This window comes from Cobetia sp. 29-18-1, assembly GCF_029846405.1.
GTDB classification, from domain to species: domain Bacteria; phylum Pseudomonadota; class Gammaproteobacteria; order Pseudomonadales; family Halomonadaceae; genus Cobetia; species Cobetia amphilecti.
Map to the genome: position 1 here is coordinate 43,887 of NZ_JARWKS010000011.1, position 15,709 is coordinate 59,595.

Annotated in this window: 12 protein-coding genes; 1 reads left to right on the forward strand and 11 read right to left on the reverse strand. The window is 64.8% G+C overall.

The annotated features are described in order from the left end of the window. Positions 1-25 precede the first annotated feature (25 nt). Positions 26-976: an AEC family transporter gene (locus tag QD208_RS10290; protein WP_043335541.1), complete on the forward strand. Its 951-nt coding sequence runs from the start codon at positions 26-28 to the stop codon at positions 974-976. 160 nt (positions 977-1,136) lie between these two features. On the opposite strand, the gene sixA is transcribed toward QD208_RS10290, so the two are convergent. From sixA to QD208_RS10345, 11 genes are all read right to left on the reverse strand, one after another. Next, entirely contained in the window at positions 1,137-1,646 is a 510-nt protein-coding gene (gene sixA, locus QD208_RS10295) for a phosphohistidine phosphatase SixA (RefSeq protein WP_279836738.1), read from the reverse strand. Between the two features lie 156 nt (positions 1,647-1,802). Continuing rightward, positions 1,803-2,930 carry an NAD(P)H-dependent glycerol-3-phosphate dehydrogenase gene (locus QD208_RS10300; protein WP_215824044.1) on the reverse strand — a complete coding sequence of 376 codons (1,128 nt, stop codon included), beginning with the start codon at positions 2,928-2,930 and terminating at the stop codon, positions 1,803-1,805. Between the two features lie 329 nt (positions 2,931-3,259). Continuing rightward, a complete protein-coding gene (locus tag QD208_RS10305; protein ID WP_043335534.1) occupies positions 3,260-4,648 on the reverse strand; it encodes an NAD(P)(+) transhydrogenase (Re/Si-specific) subunit beta in 1,389 nt (462 codons plus the stop codon). After that, on the reverse strand, positions 4,648-4,980 hold the full coding sequence (locus tag QD208_RS10310; RefSeq protein ID WP_043335532.1) for an NAD(P) transhydrogenase subunit alpha: 333 nt from the start codon (positions 4,978-4,980) through the stop codon (positions 4,648-4,650). The genes QD208_RS10305 and QD208_RS10310 overlap by 1 nt, the downstream gene beginning before the upstream one ends. Further along, a complete protein-coding gene (locus tag QD208_RS10315; protein WP_279836740.1) occupies positions 4,977-6,194 on the reverse strand; it encodes an NAD(P) transhydrogenase subunit alpha in 1,218 nt (405 codons plus the stop codon). The genes QD208_RS10310 and QD208_RS10315 overlap by 4 nt, the downstream gene beginning before the upstream one ends. 621 nt (positions 6,195-6,815) lie before the next feature. Next, positions 6,816-8,489, reverse strand: a complete 1,674-nt coding sequence (locus QD208_RS10320; RefSeq protein WP_279836741.1) for a protein adenylyltransferase SelO family protein — start codon at positions 8,487-8,489, stop codon at positions 6,816-6,818. Beyond that, positions 8,482-10,548 carry an ATP-dependent helicase gene (locus QD208_RS10325; protein ID WP_279836742.1) on the reverse strand — a complete coding sequence of 689 codons (2,067 nt, stop codon included), beginning with the start codon at positions 10,546-10,548 and terminating at the stop codon, positions 8,482-8,484. The genes QD208_RS10320 and QD208_RS10325 overlap by 8 nt, the downstream gene beginning before the upstream one ends. A gap of 57 nt (positions 10,549-10,605) precedes the next feature. Then, positions 10,606-11,535: a glucosaminidase domain-containing protein gene (locus tag QD208_RS10330; RefSeq protein ID WP_279836743.1), complete on the reverse strand. Its 930-nt coding sequence runs from the start codon at positions 11,533-11,535 to the stop codon at positions 10,606-10,608. A gap of 405 nt (positions 11,536-11,940) precedes the next feature. Next, on the reverse strand, positions 11,941-13,824 hold the full coding sequence (gene htpG, locus QD208_RS10335) for a molecular chaperone HtpG (RefSeq protein ID WP_279836744.1): 1,884 nt from the start codon (positions 13,822-13,824) through the stop codon (positions 11,941-11,943). Between the two features lie 331 nt (positions 13,825-14,155). Next, a complete protein-coding gene (locus QD208_RS10340) occupies positions 14,156-15,322 on the reverse strand; it encodes a PaaI family thioesterase (RefSeq protein WP_279836745.1) in 1,167 nt (388 codons plus the stop codon). Beyond that, positions 15,322-15,708 carry an MAPEG family protein gene (locus QD208_RS10345; RefSeq protein ID WP_153635312.1) on the reverse strand — a complete coding sequence of 129 codons (387 nt, stop codon included), beginning with the start codon at positions 15,706-15,708 and terminating at the stop codon, positions 15,322-15,324. The genes QD208_RS10340 and QD208_RS10345 overlap by 1 nt, the downstream gene beginning before the upstream one ends. Between the last annotated feature and the right edge of the window lies 1 nt (position 15,709).

Below are 15,709 nucleotides of genomic sequence, written 5' to 3' on the forward strand. Positions count from 1 at the left end.
GGGCGGAAATGAGCGAGACTACTTCATGAACGACATGCTGGCGCTGTTCGTCGCGACCCTGAACGTCACCGTTCCGGTCTTTGCGATGGTATTTCTGGGCCTGGGCCTCAAACGCCTCGGCTGGATCGATGACACCTTCATCGGCACCGCCTCATCGCTGGTGTTCAAGGGCACCATGCCGGCGCTGGTCTTCCTCTCCATCGTGCGCGCGGACCTGGATCACGCCCTGCGCCCGGGCATGCTGACCTACTTCGCGCTGGCGACACTGGGCACCTTCCTGCTGCTGTGGGGCTGGGCGATCCTGCGCGTGCCGAGAAAGGAACGCGGCGAGGTGGTACAGGGCTCGTTTCGCGGCAACTGCGCCATCGTCGGGCTGGCACTGGCCGCCAACCTCTACGGCGATCTCGGCCTCTCGATGGGCGGCATCCTGATGGGCGTCGTCATCCTGTCCTACAACATGCTGTCGGTGGTGGTGCTGTCGAGCTATCTCGGCGATGGCCGCACCAGCTGGAGTGGCATCGCGCGCGGCATCATCACCAACCCGTTGATTCTCGGCGTGCTGGCCGCCCTGCCTTTCGCGGCCTTCAGCTGGCAGCTGCCCGAGTGGCTGGAGACCTCCGGCGACTACTTCGCGCGCATGACGCTGCCGCTGGCATTGATCTGCATAGGCGGCACCCTGTCGATGCGCTCGCTGCGTGAAGGCCGCAAGCTGGCGCTGAGCGCCAGCCTGATGAAGATGATCAGCGTGCCGCTGCTGGCGACCACCGTCGCCGTGCTGCTGGGCTTTCGCGGTACCGAACTCGGGGTGCTGTTCCTGTTCTTCGCCTCGCCGACGGCGGCGGCAAGCTTCGTGATGGTGCGGGCGATGGGCGGCAATGACCGCCTGGCCGCCAACATCATCGCCATCAGCACCCTGATGGCGGGCATCACCATCACGGCAGGCATCTTCGTGCTCAAGCTGAGCGGTCTGGTCTAGCAGCAGCGGTCTGATCAAGTAGCAGCGGTCTGATCAAGCAGCAGCGGTCTGGCTGCATGTCAAAACGAAACGCCCCCGCCAGTGCAGACTGGCGGGGGCGTTTCGTTGTGGCTCAATGGTTGCGGCTCAATGGTTGTGGCTCATGACCACCGCGCGTGACTTACGCCAACTCCGCCGGGCTCACGAACTGGTGTAGATCCGCCAGGCCAGCGGCCCAGACATCGGCGTCCAGCCAGGCAAGACTTGCGGTGGCAAAGGCCAACTGGGTGCTGCCGGGGCCATCGACCAGGGCGCTGGCCAGATTCGAGACCAGCGGATTGTGGCTGATGATCAGCCAGTCACGCGGCTCGCGCCCTTCAGAGGTGGGCGGCACATGGGTCTGCAGCCAGTCGAGTACCGGCGTCAGCGGGTCGTCCGGAGTGATGATCTCGAGCGTGGTCTGCTGCTCACCACTCAGCTCCAGCGCCGAGGAGATCTCCTGGGCGGTCTGCTGGGCGCGGGTGAACGGACTGACGACCAGCGTCAGCCGCGCACGACGCTCGGCGGGCAGCTGATGGGCCAACCAGCGCCCGATGCGGCGCGCCTCTTCGCGGCCATATTCACTCAATTCGCGGCTGGGGTCCGGCGTGCCGACCTGGGCCTCACCGTGACGCATGATCAGTACACTCATGACATTCTCCTGAAAAGATGACCGCCGCAGCGCAAGCGCTACATCACTCGCTCTGTCGCTGCGGCCGATGACCAGGACTCGCCAACCGGAGCGTTGCACGAGTCAGACAAGGGGATGGCGAAACACGCTCCATCACCCGCTACCTGCTATGAGTCCTCAGGAGCCGTCGGGTTCCAACTGCCGCGCCTGCTGCACCGACTCACGCGACAGCACGAATTCCACATCGCTGGATTGCTCACCGCCCATCAGCGCGCGGGCCATGTGATGCGGGTCGACATTCTCGAACAGCACCTTGGCCATGCCACTGACCAGCGGCATGTAGATGCCCAGCCGCTCGGATTCATCCTGCACCAATCGTACGGTGTTGACACCCTCGGCGACCTGGCCCAGCACCTCGACCGCCTGCTCGAGGGTGCGCCCTTCTCCCAGCGCGTAGCCGACCCGATAGTTGCGCGACAACGGCGAGGAGCAGGTCACGATCAGATCGCCCACGCCGGCAAGGCCGAGGAAGGTCATCGGATTGGCGCCCTTGGCCACCGCGAAGCGGCTCATCTCGGCCAGCGCGCGGGTCATCAGCATGGCGCGGGTGTTCTCGCCCATGCCAAGGGCCGCGGCCATGCCGGCCGCGATGGCGTAGATGTTCTTCAGCGCCCCGCCCAGCTCGACGCCGTAGCGGTCATTGCTGGCGTAGACACGGAAATAGTCGCAGCCGAAGGCCGTCTGCACGCGAGCGCGGGTGTAAGCATCATCGGAGGCGATCACCGTGGCCGTCAGCTGCCGCTGGGCGATCTCGGCCGCCAGGTTGGGGCCAGACAGCACGCCGATGTGCGTGAAGCCTGTTTCCTGCTCCAGCACCTCGCTCATCAGGGTGAAGCCTTCGCTCTCGATGCCCTTGGTGGTGGCCACCAGTATCTGCCCTTCACGCAGGTGAGCGCGCGCCTGACGGACCACCGTGCGGAAGGCCTTGGAGGGAATCGCCACGCACACCAGCTCGGCCTCGGCCAGTGCATCGGCCATGTCGGTGGTGGCACGCACCGAGGCATTGATCTCGAAGCCCGGCAGATAGCCCGAATTGCGGTGCCGGGTGTTGACCTCCTCGGCCTGGCTGGCATCACGCATCCACTGGGTGACGCTGGCACCATTGTCGGCGGCAATCGAGGCGATCGCGGTCCCGAAGCTGCCGCCACCCAGCACGCAGACATTGAGTCCCACCGCCTGAGGGGTCGTTTCGCTTACCTCGCGATCACGAATGGCCCGACGAGGTGAAGGGGTAGTGGCAGACATGCTGACTCCTTGGATGACGATGTGCTCAGTGAATGGCAGGCATTGTACTCATAGTTTGTCAGAGAATGCTGAACAAGAGATGTCTGCGCAGACCTCGTGGCCAACGCAGGGGGCTGCGCCCGCGTGACGTACCTGAGTGACGCGCCTGAGTGACGTACCTGCCATGCGCGCCTCGCAAGCAATCTACCGGCATGCACCATCGATACGCATGAACTCTCGATATGCATAAAAAAACCGGCAATTCCTGCCCCCTGAGGCGCAGAAATTGCCGGTCTGTTCGGCACTGGCGTGATGGCGGCAGACTTGCCCCATCACGCCGAGGCGTCAGATCACAGCGTCTTGAGGGCCGTGATCATGTCGCCAACAACTTTCTGACCATCGCCATACACCATGCGTGTGTGGTCAAGATAGAAGAGGTGGTTCTCGACACCCGAGAAGCCGGAACCCTGACCGCGCTTGATCACCAGCACGTTGCGTGACTGGTCGGCGTTGAGGATCGGCATGCCGTACAGCGGGCTTGAGGCGTCGTTCTTGGCGACCGGATTGACCACGTCATTGGCACCGATGACCAGCGTGACGTCGGTGGTCTCGAAGTCGTTGTTGATCTCGTCCAGGTCCGCGATCATGTCGTAGGGCACGCCGGCTTCCGCCAGCAGCACGTTCATGTGACCCGGCATGCGACCGGCGACCGGGTGGATCGCGAAGCGCACTTCGACGCCACGCTCACCCAGCAGCTCGACCATCTCCCAGACCTTGTGCTGTGCCTGTGCCACCGCCATGCCGTAGCCCGGCACGATGATGACGCGCTCGGCGAAGGCCAGCTGCACGGCGGCGTCCATCGGATCGGAAGCCTTCATGCTGCCCTCGATCTCGCCCTGCTCGACACCTGATGCGCCCCCGAACTGCTTGAACAGCACGTTGCGGATCGGACGATTCATGGCCTTGGCCATCAGCTGGGTCAGCAGCGTACCGGCCGCCCCGACGACAGTACCGGCGATGATCATCGCGGCATTGCCGAGCACGAAGCCTTCCATCGCTACCGCAAGGCCGGTCAGCGCATTGAACAGCGAGATGATCACCGGCATGTCGGCGCCACCGATGGGCAGTGCCAGCATCGCGCCGAACAGCAACGCGAGCGCGAAGAACACCAGCACCAGCGAGCTTGATGGTTCCACCGCCGCGATCACGACACCCAGATAGACCGTCAGGCCGAGCACGATCATGTTGATCAGCTGCTGACTCGGGAAGTTGAACGCCTTCTTGAGGCGCCCATCCAGCTTGGCCCAGGCCACGATGGAACCGGAGAAGGCCACCGCACCGATCATCGCCCCGAGCACACCGAGCCACAGCGCCAGCGAGCCGTGCTGCTCGATCAGTGCCGGGTTGTCGCTCATGCGCATCAGCTCGACCGCGGCGATCGCCGCTGCCGCACCGCCGCCCATGCCGTTATAGATGGCGATCATCTGCGGCATGTCGGTCATCTCGACCTTGTTGCCGGAATACCAGGCGATACCGCCACCGATGACGATGGCCAGCAGCATCAGGCCATAACGACCATCAATCTGCGGATGCAGGAAGGTGAGCAGCGTGGCCACGACCATCGCGATACCGGCCCAATGGATGCCGCTGCGTGCAGTGGAAGGATGTGACATGCGCTTGAGGCCGAGGATGAAGACCACCGCAGCCGCGAAATACCCTGTTTCGACCAGCCAGTTCATCAGCGAGCCTCCTTGTCGTTGATGCCATTGGCAGCGTCTGTGCCCTTGCTGCGATCACTGGTCTTGAACATTTCCAGCATGCGCTCGGTGACCACATAACCGCCGACCGCGTTGCCGGCGCCCAGCAGCACGGCGATGAAGCCGATGAACTGCTGCATGCCGGTCTCGGCCTGGCCGAGGGCGATCATCGCCCCGACCAGCACGATGCCGTGGATGAAGTTGGAACCGGACATCAGGGGCGTGTGCAGAATCACCGGCACGCGCGAGATGACCTCGTAGCCGACGAAGGCCGCCAGCATCAGGATGTATACGGCAGAAAGTCCTTCGATCATGCGGCGTCCTCCGCGCGAGCGCGTACGTCATCGTGGGTAATGCGGCCGCCATCGGTCAGACGCATCGGGCCGAGCACCGCATCCTCGAAGTCCAGCGTCAGTTCGCCGTCCTTCATGAAGGGGGTCAGCAGGTTGAAGAGGTTCTTGGCGTACATCTCGCTGGCATTGACCGCCAGGCTCGAGGCCATGTCCAGCGGGCCGAGTACCGTGACGCCGGCGTGCTCGACACGCTTGCCGGGCTCGGTCAGTTCGCAGTTGCCACCGCCTTCGGCGGCGAGATCGACCAGCACGGCGCCGGGCTTCATGCCCTCGACCATCTCGCGACTGATGATGCGCGGCGACGGACGCCCCGGAATCGCGGCGGTGGAGATCACCACATGCGCATCGCCCATGTGACGTGCCAGCGCATCGGCCTGCTGGGCGCGCTCGTCATCGGTCAGCTCGCGGGCGTAGCCGCCCTCGCCGGAGGCATCGACGCCGGTATCGATCATCTTGGCGCCCAGCGATTCGACCTGCTCACGCGCGGCAGCGCGGATGTCATAGGCCCACACCTGGGCGCCGAGACGCTTGGCGGTCGCGATGGCCTGCAGGCCCGCGACGCCGGCACCGACCACCACGACACGCGCCGGACGCACGGTCCCGGCGGCAGTCGTCAGCATCGGGAAGAATACCGAGGACTCATTGGCCGCCAGCAGCGCGGCGTGATAGCCCGCGACACCTGCCTGCGAGGACAGGGCGTCCATGCTCTGGGCGCGCGAGATACGCGGCACGAATTCCATGCACAGGCTGGTCAGCCCCTGGCTGGCAAGCTTGCTGATCAGCTGCGGGTTCTGGTACGGCGTCATCAATGCCACCACCACCGCGCCTTCACGCAACTCGCTGATCTGTGACTCGCTGGGCGTACGCACGCACAGCACGAGATCCGCCGCGGCACGCGCTGCAGCGATATCGGCCTCGGCGACGACCGCCACCCCAGCCTGGGCGGCGTAGGCCGCATCGTCGAAGTGTGCGTGACGTCCGGCACCGCTCTCCACGTGCACGATGGCATCGCTGGTGTCACTGACGCTGCTGTCCAGATGACGCGCGAGCTTGCCGGCCGTCACCGGGTCCAGCGCGACGCGGCATTCCCCGCGCGCCAGTGTGCTGCTCACGCCCTCGTCGGGTGTCACCAGGTCCGGTGCACGCATCTCGCGCACGACTAGAATATTCAGCATCGCGCACCTCGTTTCACGTCCGTGTTCATGCCTGAGGCTGCCAGCCTTGAAAGGTTCATGGCGTCGTTCCTGTTGAGCGCTGATTCGCGCCATCCTGCCTGCCGGAGGCGCTTTCAGCGACGTTATTGCCTGTCACAGGTGAGACTTGCCTGAATCGCAAGCCGTGACTCACGCATGGCCAGAAGGCCTGACATCACCCGCGACACGATGAGTGTCCAGCATCAGTCTTTTCTTGTCGGTGCATCAGGGTCAAGCGCTGCATTGCAAAAAAAGCAATAAAATCAAGCATAAAGCTATCGTTATGGCAGCCATAACAGCTGCCTTATGCTGACAGGCGCCTTGCGACACTACCAAGTGACTGATTTGCAATGAGTTTACAAAAGGCACCCCACCAAGAATAGCTCAGCTTTGTGTTATGTATCGCATAATCTCGAGCTTATGGCTGCCACAGCGTCTGCCATGAAAAATGGGATACCGCCGCAGCAGTATCCCATTTTCGTGACGATGACTTGAGTGTCAGCGCGTGTTTCCTGCATTGCGCCAAGCGGATGCTCGGCCATGGCTTGCGCTGTCAGCGCAGCAGTTCAGCCCCCTCAATGAGAGCCGCTCTGGCAGAACCGCTCAGGACGAGCAACTCATGCAGATCGGCGCAGCATTCGCCGCCGGTGGCCGTGTCCAGTCATCGACGAGTTCGGCAGCGACGCCCTGCGCCTGCCCCAGCGCCAGCGCCGCCTCCAGACTGCCCTCCTCGGGGCGGAAGAAAGGCGCCGTCAAACGCTGACGCAAGGCCTTGAGGGTAGTGTCATCACCCTGCTCGACCCGTGCGATCACCTCCAGCAGCAGATGCGTGCGCGGCACATAGAGCGGATTGCAGCCGAGCATGGCCAGACGACGCTGGCGCTCATCCTCGGCGGAGAGCCCGATGGCCATGACGCGCGCCTGATAGCGCTCAAGCCACGCCGAGGCTTCATCGCGCGCCTGGGTCGAGTTGCCATGCGGGCCACGCTCCCCCGCCAGGCGCACGACCAGTGTTTCCGGCGCGGGCTGCGTGACATCCCAATGACTGAGCAGACGGTAGGCATGGGTGTGGTCGACCTTGCCGGCCGCCAGCAGCTCGCGCCACTGCTGCACCAGCGTCATGTCCTCATCGCGCGCATCCGGCAACCCGAGGCGCGCACGCATCAGGCGGGCATATTCGCGCTGCAACTCGCCCTCGTAGGCGCCCAGCGCAGCGGAGAGCGCGTCGACATCGATCAGCGGCGACAGCGCGATCCCCAGTCGCTCCAGATTCCATAGCCCGATGCCCGGCTGCTGGGCGAAACCATAGCGCCCGGCCTGATCGGTATGATTCGGCACCAGGTTCTCTTCATAGCCATCGAGGAAGGCGTAGGGCCCGTAATCGAAGGTCAGCCCCAGCAGCGACATGTTGTCGGTGTTCATCACCGCATGCACGAAGCCGTAGGCCTGCCAGGCCGCGATCAGTTTTGCGGTGCGAGTGATCACTGTCTCGAACATGGCCAGCGCAGCGGTCACACGCACCTGGTCTGTGAGGGGCTGGTCTGCAAGCGGCTGGCCTGCCGCTGGCAGACGCTCAGACAGACATTCTGAAAAATGCTCCCGCAGGGCGTGATCGATCAGCGTCTTGAGGTCTTCATGCCGGCCGGAGTGGGCCAGCCACTCGAAGTGCCCGAAGCGCAGGTGGCTCTCGCAGACGCGCAACACGGTAGCGCCGGGCTCGACGGTCTCGCGCTGGACCCGCTCGGCATTCACCGCCAGCGCCAGTGCGCGACTGGTGGGAATGCCCAGCGCCGCCATGTACTCGCTGGCCAGATACTCACGCACGCTGGAGCGCACCACCGCCTGACCATCGCCGAAGCGCGAGTAAGGCGTACGCCCGGCGCCCTTGAGATGCAGATCGAAGGTCTTGCCGTGGTCGGTCTCAAGCTCGCCGAGCAGAATGCCTCGCCCGTCGCCAAGCTGCGGATTGTAATGACCGAACTGATGGCCAGTGTATTTCTGGGCCAATGCGTCCATGCCCGGCAGCAACTGCTCACCGGCCATCAGGAGGCGCAGCTGCTCGAGCGCCTCCTCGCTGGAAGCGTCGGAGGTCAAGGGCGCCTCCAGCCCCAGCAGGCGGGCGCAGTCAGGACTCACATCGGCAAGGCGCGTGCCGTGTCGCTGCTGCGGGGCGACACGCGTGAAGAAGTGCTCCGGCAGGCGGGCATAGCGATTGTTGAAGCGCAGCGCCGCCAGGTCGTGCACGTGCGCGGCGGGCGTAGGGGCAAACTCACTCATCAAGAGGCTCCGTCGGGCCGCCGGGGGTCGGCGACTCGCTGGGGGAAGAAGTGGACGCGGCGTCGCTCGGGGTCAACAGGCTGCGCAGGCCGCCGGAGGGTCGTCCGGGCGGCAGCTTGCTGGCCATTTCATACAGCTTGCGCGCCGTCGTGTCGGTGCGTGCCTGACGCTTGAGCGCCTGCAGGGCATCGTCGGAGCCCCGGGCATGGCCCAGGTGCTGATCATGGCCCAGGTGCTGAGCATGACTGGCAGGGCCGCCCGAGGCTGGCGCCTGATCGCGCGTGCCAGCTGCGGGTGACACCGTGGCAGACGTGCCCTCAAGCGAGGTCTCATGCCGGCGCAGCAGCAGGCGCTTGCGCGGTGTCAGCGCCAACTCCGACAGGCGTGCCTTGCCCCACCACGGGTGCGGCGCCTGCACGCCATGCGTGGACTCGCTCAGCCAGGCCTGCGGCAGTGCCTCGAGCAGAGGGAAGCGCTCACTCTCGCCCTGCGCCTGCCACCAGTGGCTCAGGCGTTCATTGAGCACCAGCAGCTGGCGTGCCCGCGTAGCGGCGGTGTAGCTGAGATTGGTGACCAGCACCTGATTGGGCAATTGCTGGCGCGCGCTTGGCAATGCCAGATCATCGGCCAGCACCACGCAATCAAATTCGAGACCCTTGGCGCGGAACACCGTCCCCAGCATGACAGTGGGCAGCTCGACCGACTGCCCCCGCGAGTGAGCACTGACGATGGCGGCCTGCAGGTCGCCATCGTGCTTGCGCAGCTCACCGATCCATTGATCCAGCGGCGCCTGGGCATACCAGGAGGCCAGCTCATGCAGGCTGCGCGCCTGATGATCATCGAGACGCGTCAGAGCTCCCAGCACCTGCGCCGGGGTCTGACCAAGCCGTGTCAGGGAGGGAGGCAGCAGTCGCCACCACTCACGCTGACTCGCGCTGTCGCCCTGCTCGGCCATCTGATGTGCGCGCCAGAGCCGCCAGTGATCCAGCAGCCCCGCCAGCGGATAGCCTTCGATGCCGTCCAGCCAGGCCACCGCGATGCCGCGCTGATGCAGTGACAGCGCCTCACCCAGCGCCGCCACCGGGCCGGCACTGATCACCGCATGGCGCTTGCCGGAGTGCAGCAATGCCTCACGCACCGCAGGCAGCGCCAGACGGGTCGCCGGGCCGAGGCCGCTCATGGCCTGCTCGCGGGCGGTGGGCGAACAGGCCGCCAGCCGCGTGCCCAGCGCCGCCAATGCCGGCCCGAAGCGCCAGGCGCCGGGCAGCGAGTAGACGGTGGCATCGGCCAGCAGCGGCGAATCCAGCGAGCTCATGCCTTCCACCTGACGCGACAGGCTCTGATGCGGGTCGCCGATCAGCAGCAGGTCGCAGCGCTGGCGACGCAACATGGCCAGCAACGCTGGCGTGGCGTCCTGCGCCTCATCCAGCATCACCAGGTCGGCCTCCAGCGACTGGCCATGCTGCGACCACAGCTTGAGCAAGGCGTTGAACGACAGGCTCTGCTGGTGATCGGCGGGGTCCAGCAGGCACTCCCACACCAGCCGCATGCTCTCGACCAGCTGGCGCAGCTCATTGGCGCTCAGCCGTTGTGCCACGCCTTCAGGCAGGTGCTCAGGCATCGGCACCGCATCGCTCTCGGCGAAGAAGGTGTTCAGGCCCTGGGCGATCAGGCTGCGCGACTGACTGGAAAGACTGCCCAGCCAGCTGAGACTCTGCGGCGCCAGACGGCGCGTGATGTCGGGCTGCCGCTTGAGCTTGTCGCCGTACTCCTCCATCAAGGCCTGACGCGCCAGCTGATGCAGCGACAGCGACTGAACATTGGCGGGCAGCTGACTGGCGGTCCGCCCGGCCACCGCCGGGTTGAGCGAGGTGTAGATGAGGGTCTCGTCGGCATAGGTACGCGCCAGCTCGACCATCAGCACGGTCTTGCCGCTGCCGGCACAGGCACGCACCACCACGCAATCGCTGTGCTCGGCGCTGTTGGCCGGCGTGCGATCGCGCAGGCGCGAGGGAAAGGGATGGGCGAGAATTCGCCGTTGATCATTGCTCAGATGCATGGCGGCATGATCCCCCCTGTCAGCGCGGGGGGCAAGACCTTCGCTGCGCGATCATGACTAGGACAGCGCGCCATTGGCCGCGAGGCGCTCACGCACGGTACGCATCAGGCCACGATTCCAGCGCAACAGATCATAGAGCGTAGTGAAGTAGGCGTTGCCCCGCGTCGAGTAGGCACTCAACGTCGGGATGAGGTCTTCGGCGCGCACCGGCTGGCCCGCGTTGCGCAGACGCCCGCGCAGCTCACGTAGCTCGGAATAGCTGCGCTGGGAATTGAGGTTGTCGAAATAGGCGGCGATGCCGGCCTCCAGGCTCTCGAAGCGCCGATATTCACGCCCCGGCGGCCCGATACCGCAGCCACGCGAGAAGCAGCGCATGCCGAATAGATTGTTGCCCTCACGGGCATGGCCCGACGTCCCCCAGCCCGACTCCTCGATGGCCTGCACCAGCACCATGTCCAGCGGCAGGGTATCGATGCGCAGCAGCAGGCGCGTCCAGCTGACGCCGATGTCCTCGCGAGTCACATCGCAGGGCAGATTGGCCTGGTCACACAGGCCATTGAGGCGCTCCTGCTCGCGCTCGCTGTAGTCACGCCCTCCGTCACCGGCGCGCTTGCGCATCGCCAGCAACCAGTCGCGCTGCTCGGCGATGCGCTGGTTCTCGGCCACCACCAGCGGAATCATCAGCTCGAAGAATGCGACCTTGCGCTGGTTGCCCGCGGGATAGGGCCGCAGGTCCGGCATCTGATGGGTCCTGTCACGGGCCAGCAGCTCATCATCCAGCCGCGCCGCCTGCGCCATCGAGCCCAGCCCCATCACTAGCAGCAAGGTAGCGCTGACCAGACGAACAGAGCCCGGATGGACAGAGTCCAGACGAAGAGGGCTCAGGCGCCACGAGCGCCGCGGCCAGGCCCAGGCCCTCGAAGACAGGCGTGGCAGGCCACGCACTCCGCCAGTCAGCCAGTCCGCAGAGAAAGGTAGGTAAGTCATGTGCTGCGCTCATCGAGAGGGATGCAGTAGCAAGACGCGAGATACCATCAGCGTATCTCATGAGGCTGCATGAAACCCTAAAAACGCGTGGGCGAGAAGATGGCGCGGTCGGCCAAGCGAGGAAAGACACGGCAAGCCCTGTCGTCCGTCACCGACAGATCGCCAGACGATGCCCGCCTTTCGCGCCACCGACGCGGCGCGCGCTCTGCGCTCCCTGCGCTTCCTCCCCTTTTACCCTTTCCCCTTCATCCCTCCCTTGCCGCCTCCTGCCCTGCACACCTTGCACCTCGCATTGGACGCTATCGCTGACGACACACCCAACGTAAAACGCCCCCGCAGCATAGGCTGCGGGGGCGTCATTGCGGACATGCTTGATCAAGCCAGTGACTCGATCGTTCCGCCGTCTCAGGCGCTGAGCATGCTGTTCAGGCGGCGCACGTAAGCGGCCGGATCTTCCAGCGCACCGCCTTCGGCGATGATGGCCTGATCGAGCAGCACGTGTGCCAGGTCGGTGAAGTAATCGCCTTCACCACCTTCCAGACGCGTGACCAGGGCGTGCTCCGGGTTCAGCTCGAGAATCGGCTTCACTTCCGGCAGCGGCTGGCCAGCGGCTTCCATCATCTTGCGCATCTGGTAGCCCATCTCGTGCTCCGGCAGCACCACGCAGGCCGGGGAATCGGTCAGACGGTGCGTGATGCGCACTTCCTGAACGTTCTCGGCCAGCGCTTCCTTGACGCGATTGACCAGATCTTCCTTGGCCTTGGCGGTCTCTTCCTGGGCCTTCTTCTCTTCTTCGTTCTCGACATCGCCGAGATCGAGATCGCCCTTGGCGACATCCGCGAAGGACTTGCCGTCGAACTCGGTGAGGTGGCTCATCAGCCACTCGTCGATGCGGTCGGTCAGCAGCAGGACTTCGATTCCCTTCTTGCGGAAGATCTCGAGGTGCGGGCTGGACTTGGCGGCATTGAAGCTGTCGGCGACCAGGTAGTAGATCTTGCTCTGGCCTTCCTTCATGCGCTCGACGTACTGGGCCAGTGACTGGTCCTGGGTCGCGCTGTCGGTCTCGGTGGTGGAGAAGCGCAGCAGCTCGGCGATCTTCTCGCGGTTGGCGAAGTCTTCCGCCGGGCCTTCCTTGAGCACGGAGCCGAACTGGTTCCAGAAGGTCTGGTACTGCTCGGGGTCCTTGGCCAGCTTCTTGAGCATGTCCAGGCCACGCTTGGTCAGCGCGGACTTGAGCTTGTCGACCTGCGGGTCCTGCTGCAGCAGTTCACGCGAGACGTTCAGCGACAGGTCGTTGGTGTCCAGCACGCCCTTGATGAAGCGCAGGTACAGCGGCAGGAACTGCTCGGCGTCGTCCATGATGAAGACGCGCTGCACGTAGAGCTTCAGGCCACGCGCGGCGTCGCGCTGGTAGAGGTCGAACGGCGCACGACCCGGCACGAACAGCAGGCTGGTGTACTCGAGCTTGCCCTCGACCTTGTTGTGGCTCCAGCTGAGCGGGTCGGAGAAGTCATGCGAGACGTGCTTGTAGAAGTTCTTGTACTCCTCGTCGCTGACCTCGGACTTGGAGCGCACCCACAGCGCGGTGGCGGAGTTGGCGGTTTCCCAGTGGACCTGCTCGTTGCCTTCCTCGTCCTTCTCGACGCGCTTCATGCGCACCGGCAGTTCGATATGGTCGGAGTACTTGGTGACCAGGTTGCGCAGACGATGATCGTCGGCGAACTCGATGGCATCGTCCTTGAGATGCAGCACGATCTCGGTGCCGCGCTCGGCGCGTTCGATGTCGGCGACGCTGAACTCGCCCTCGCCACGCGAGGTCCACTCGACGCCCTGGTCAGCGCCCAGGTCGGCGCGACGGGTGCGCACGGTGATCTCGTCGGCGACGATGAAGCCGGAATAGAAGCCGACCCCGAACTGACCGATCAGACGTGAATCCTTCTGCTGGTCACCCGACAGGTTCTTCATGAACTCGGCGGTGCCGGAGCGTGCGATGGTGCCCAGATTGGCGACCACATCGTCACGGCTCATGCCGATGCCGTTGTCACGCAGGGTGATGGTCTTCGCCTCGGCATCGTGCTCGATCTCGATGCGCAGTTCGCTGTCGTTGCCGTAGAGGGCATCGTTGTCCAGCGCCTGGTAGCGCAGCTTGTCGCAGGCATCCGCCGCGTTGGAGACCAGCTCGCGCAGGAAGATCTCGCGGTTGGAATACAGCGAGTGGATCATGAGGTGAAGCAGCTGCTTCACTTCTGTCTGGAAGCCATGCGTTTCGGTGTGAGTGGCGGTCGTCATCGAAAAGGACCTCTATGTCGTGGATGCCTGAAAAGAAGATTCGCGGTGGCCAGAGCGCCCCCGCAACAATGGAACCGGCTCGCCGACGCCTGCCTTTCTTGGGCGGCAGATCGAAGGAAGCACTCGTGGATCAGATATGGGGCAAGGGTGAGGGATTTCAAGGCACTAGCGACAGATGATTGCGCCCGGCCCACCTAGCGCATGGCACGGAAACACCCAAGCGGCTCTTAGGGGTAGCAACGAAAGGAGCCAACGAAGGAAGCCAACGGAGAGGAAGCCATCAGGGAGGCGCTTTGAGGTATGACGCTTGCGGAGCAGACATCACCTGCCATCACGGGGAGGCGAGTGATTCCAGCACGAAGTGCATGCGCGCGCTGGCGACCGGTTGCTCGCGGGATTTCTGCCAGGCACTGACGCGTACATTGGTCATGCGGCGGCCTTCACGCATCACTTCACAGTCGATGCGCGTCACCTGATCGCCGCGCGCCGTGGCCAGATAGTCAATGGAGAAATCGATCAGCTTGGGCAGGCGCGCTTCACGACCACCGCGCCCATGCCGCCTGAGCACCTCAAGCGTCGCGGCGGTTTCCATCGCTGCGGCCAGCACGCCGCCATGCACCGCTGGCAGCATCGGGTTGCCGACATTGTCGGGCATCGCCGCCATGGAATAGCTCAGCGCCTGCTCAGGATGCAACTCGGCATCACTGGCCGCGCCCGCCTGCTGCCCGTCAATGGCACACACTCCAAGCCCGATCGCCTGCGCGTAGGGCAGACTCGCCAGCAGCGCCGCCAGGTCGGCGTGTGTGCGCTGCCCTTCGACGAAACGTCGCGCACTGAGCAGGCCGCGCGGGTCCTGGGCATCACGCGGCGCCTGCGCCTCGGTCTTCTCGTCTGCTGGCTGTGCAGCCTGCCCCAGCGGTTCCGACTCGACCGTGGAAGGATTCACTGGGGCTTGAGCGTTGGCCGCCGCCAGCAGCGCCTCGGCAAAGCCGCTGGGCGTATTGCGCTCGCCGAGCCTGACGAAGTTGCCGATCGCGCGACACAGGATCTTGCCCGGCTGCTGCCAGATCTGCGCCTCGGTAAACACCATCGATTCCGTGACCCGCAGCACGCGCGCCTCGCCCACCAACGCCAGGCCCTCGACGCCGGGTCGGTAGTGATCGAGGCGCAGATCCAACGTCGGGCAGACTTCCGGTGCCGACAGCCCCGTGAGCACGGCACTGCCGCACAGCGTATCGGCGAACATGGTCAGCACACCGCCATGTACCAGCCTGCGGTGCGGATCGCCGATCAAAGCCGGTTGCCACGGCAGCTGCATGCGAATGGCCGGCGCGGCGACCTTCTCGACCCTGACGTTCAAGCGCGCCGTGTGCGGAATGAAGCTCAGGAATCCGGTCAGCGCCCGCGCCCAGCTGGCGTCATCCAATACGCCACCCGCAGCCGGCACGTCAGCGGGATTGACGGCCAGTCCCAGCAGGCTCTGCGGCACTGCATGCATCACATCCACAGCGGCATCGCCATCAACGTGAGGGAGACCAGATAGCCGGCGCCCCACAACAGGGAGCGCAACGGGGCGATATTGGCCAGATAGCAGCCCCAATAGCCCAGACGTACCAGCACGAAGATCACCGCCAGCGTGGTCGCGATGGGCGCGCCCGGCGCGGTAATCACGCTGACCAGCACCCCGGCGGCAAACAGCGGAAAGGCTTCGATGGTGTTCTGGTGCGCGGCGAGCGCGCGGGCCCCGAAGCCCGTCAGTTCACGCTGCTGTGCGCGCGGATCGTGGTTGTCGTAGCGTCCGGTTCGCTGTTGAGCCCAGGCGACCGGCACCTTGGTCAGCACCAGCATCAGTGCGGCAAACAGCAGGCAGGCATAGATCAGCATG

Bases quoted from the DNA above. Each gene is read 5' to 3' on its own strand.
- QD208_RS10290 (WP_043335541.1), top strand. From the start codon at position 26: ATGAACGACATGCTGGCGCTGTTCGTCGCGACCCTGAACGTCACCGTT.
- sixA (WP_279836738.1), bottom strand. From the start codon at position 1,646: ATGAGTGTACTGATCATGCGTCACGGTGAGGCCCAGGTCGGCACGCCG.
- QD208_RS10300 (WP_215824044.1), bottom strand. From the start codon at position 2,930: ATGTCTGCCACTACCCCTTCACCTCGTCGGGCCATTCGTGATCGCGAG.
- QD208_RS10305 (WP_043335534.1), bottom strand. From the start codon at position 4,648: ATGAACTGGCTGGTCGAAACAGGGTATTTCGCGGCTGCGGTGGTCTTC.
- QD208_RS10310 (WP_043335532.1), bottom strand. From the start codon at position 4,980: ATGATCGAAGGACTTTCTGCCGTATACATCCTGATGCTGGCGGCCTTC.
- QD208_RS10315 (WP_279836740.1), bottom strand. From the start codon at position 6,194: ATGCTGAATATTCTAGTCGTGCGCGAGATGCGTGCACCGGACCTGGTG.
- QD208_RS10320 (WP_279836741.1), bottom strand. From the start codon at position 8,489: ATGAGTGAGTTTGCCCCTACGCCCGCCGCGCACGTGCACGACCTGGCG.
- QD208_RS10325 (WP_279836742.1), bottom strand. From the start codon at position 10,548: ATGCATCTGAGCAATGATCAACGGCGAATTCTCGCCCATCCCTTTCCC.
- QD208_RS10330 (WP_279836743.1), bottom strand. From the start codon at position 11,535: ATGACTTACCTACCTTTCTCTGCGGACTGGCTGACTGGCGGAGTGCGT.
- htpG (WP_279836744.1), bottom strand. From the start codon at position 13,824: ATGACGACCGCCACTCACACCGAAACGCATGGCTTCCAGACAGAAGTG.
- QD208_RS10340 (WP_279836745.1), bottom strand. From the start codon at position 15,322: ATGCATGCAGTGCCGCAGAGCCTGCTGGGACTGGCCGTCAATCCCGCT.
- QD208_RS10345 (WP_153635312.1), bottom strand. From the start codon at position 15,708: ATGCTGATCTATGCCTGCCTGCTGTTTGCCGCACTGATGCTGGTGCTG.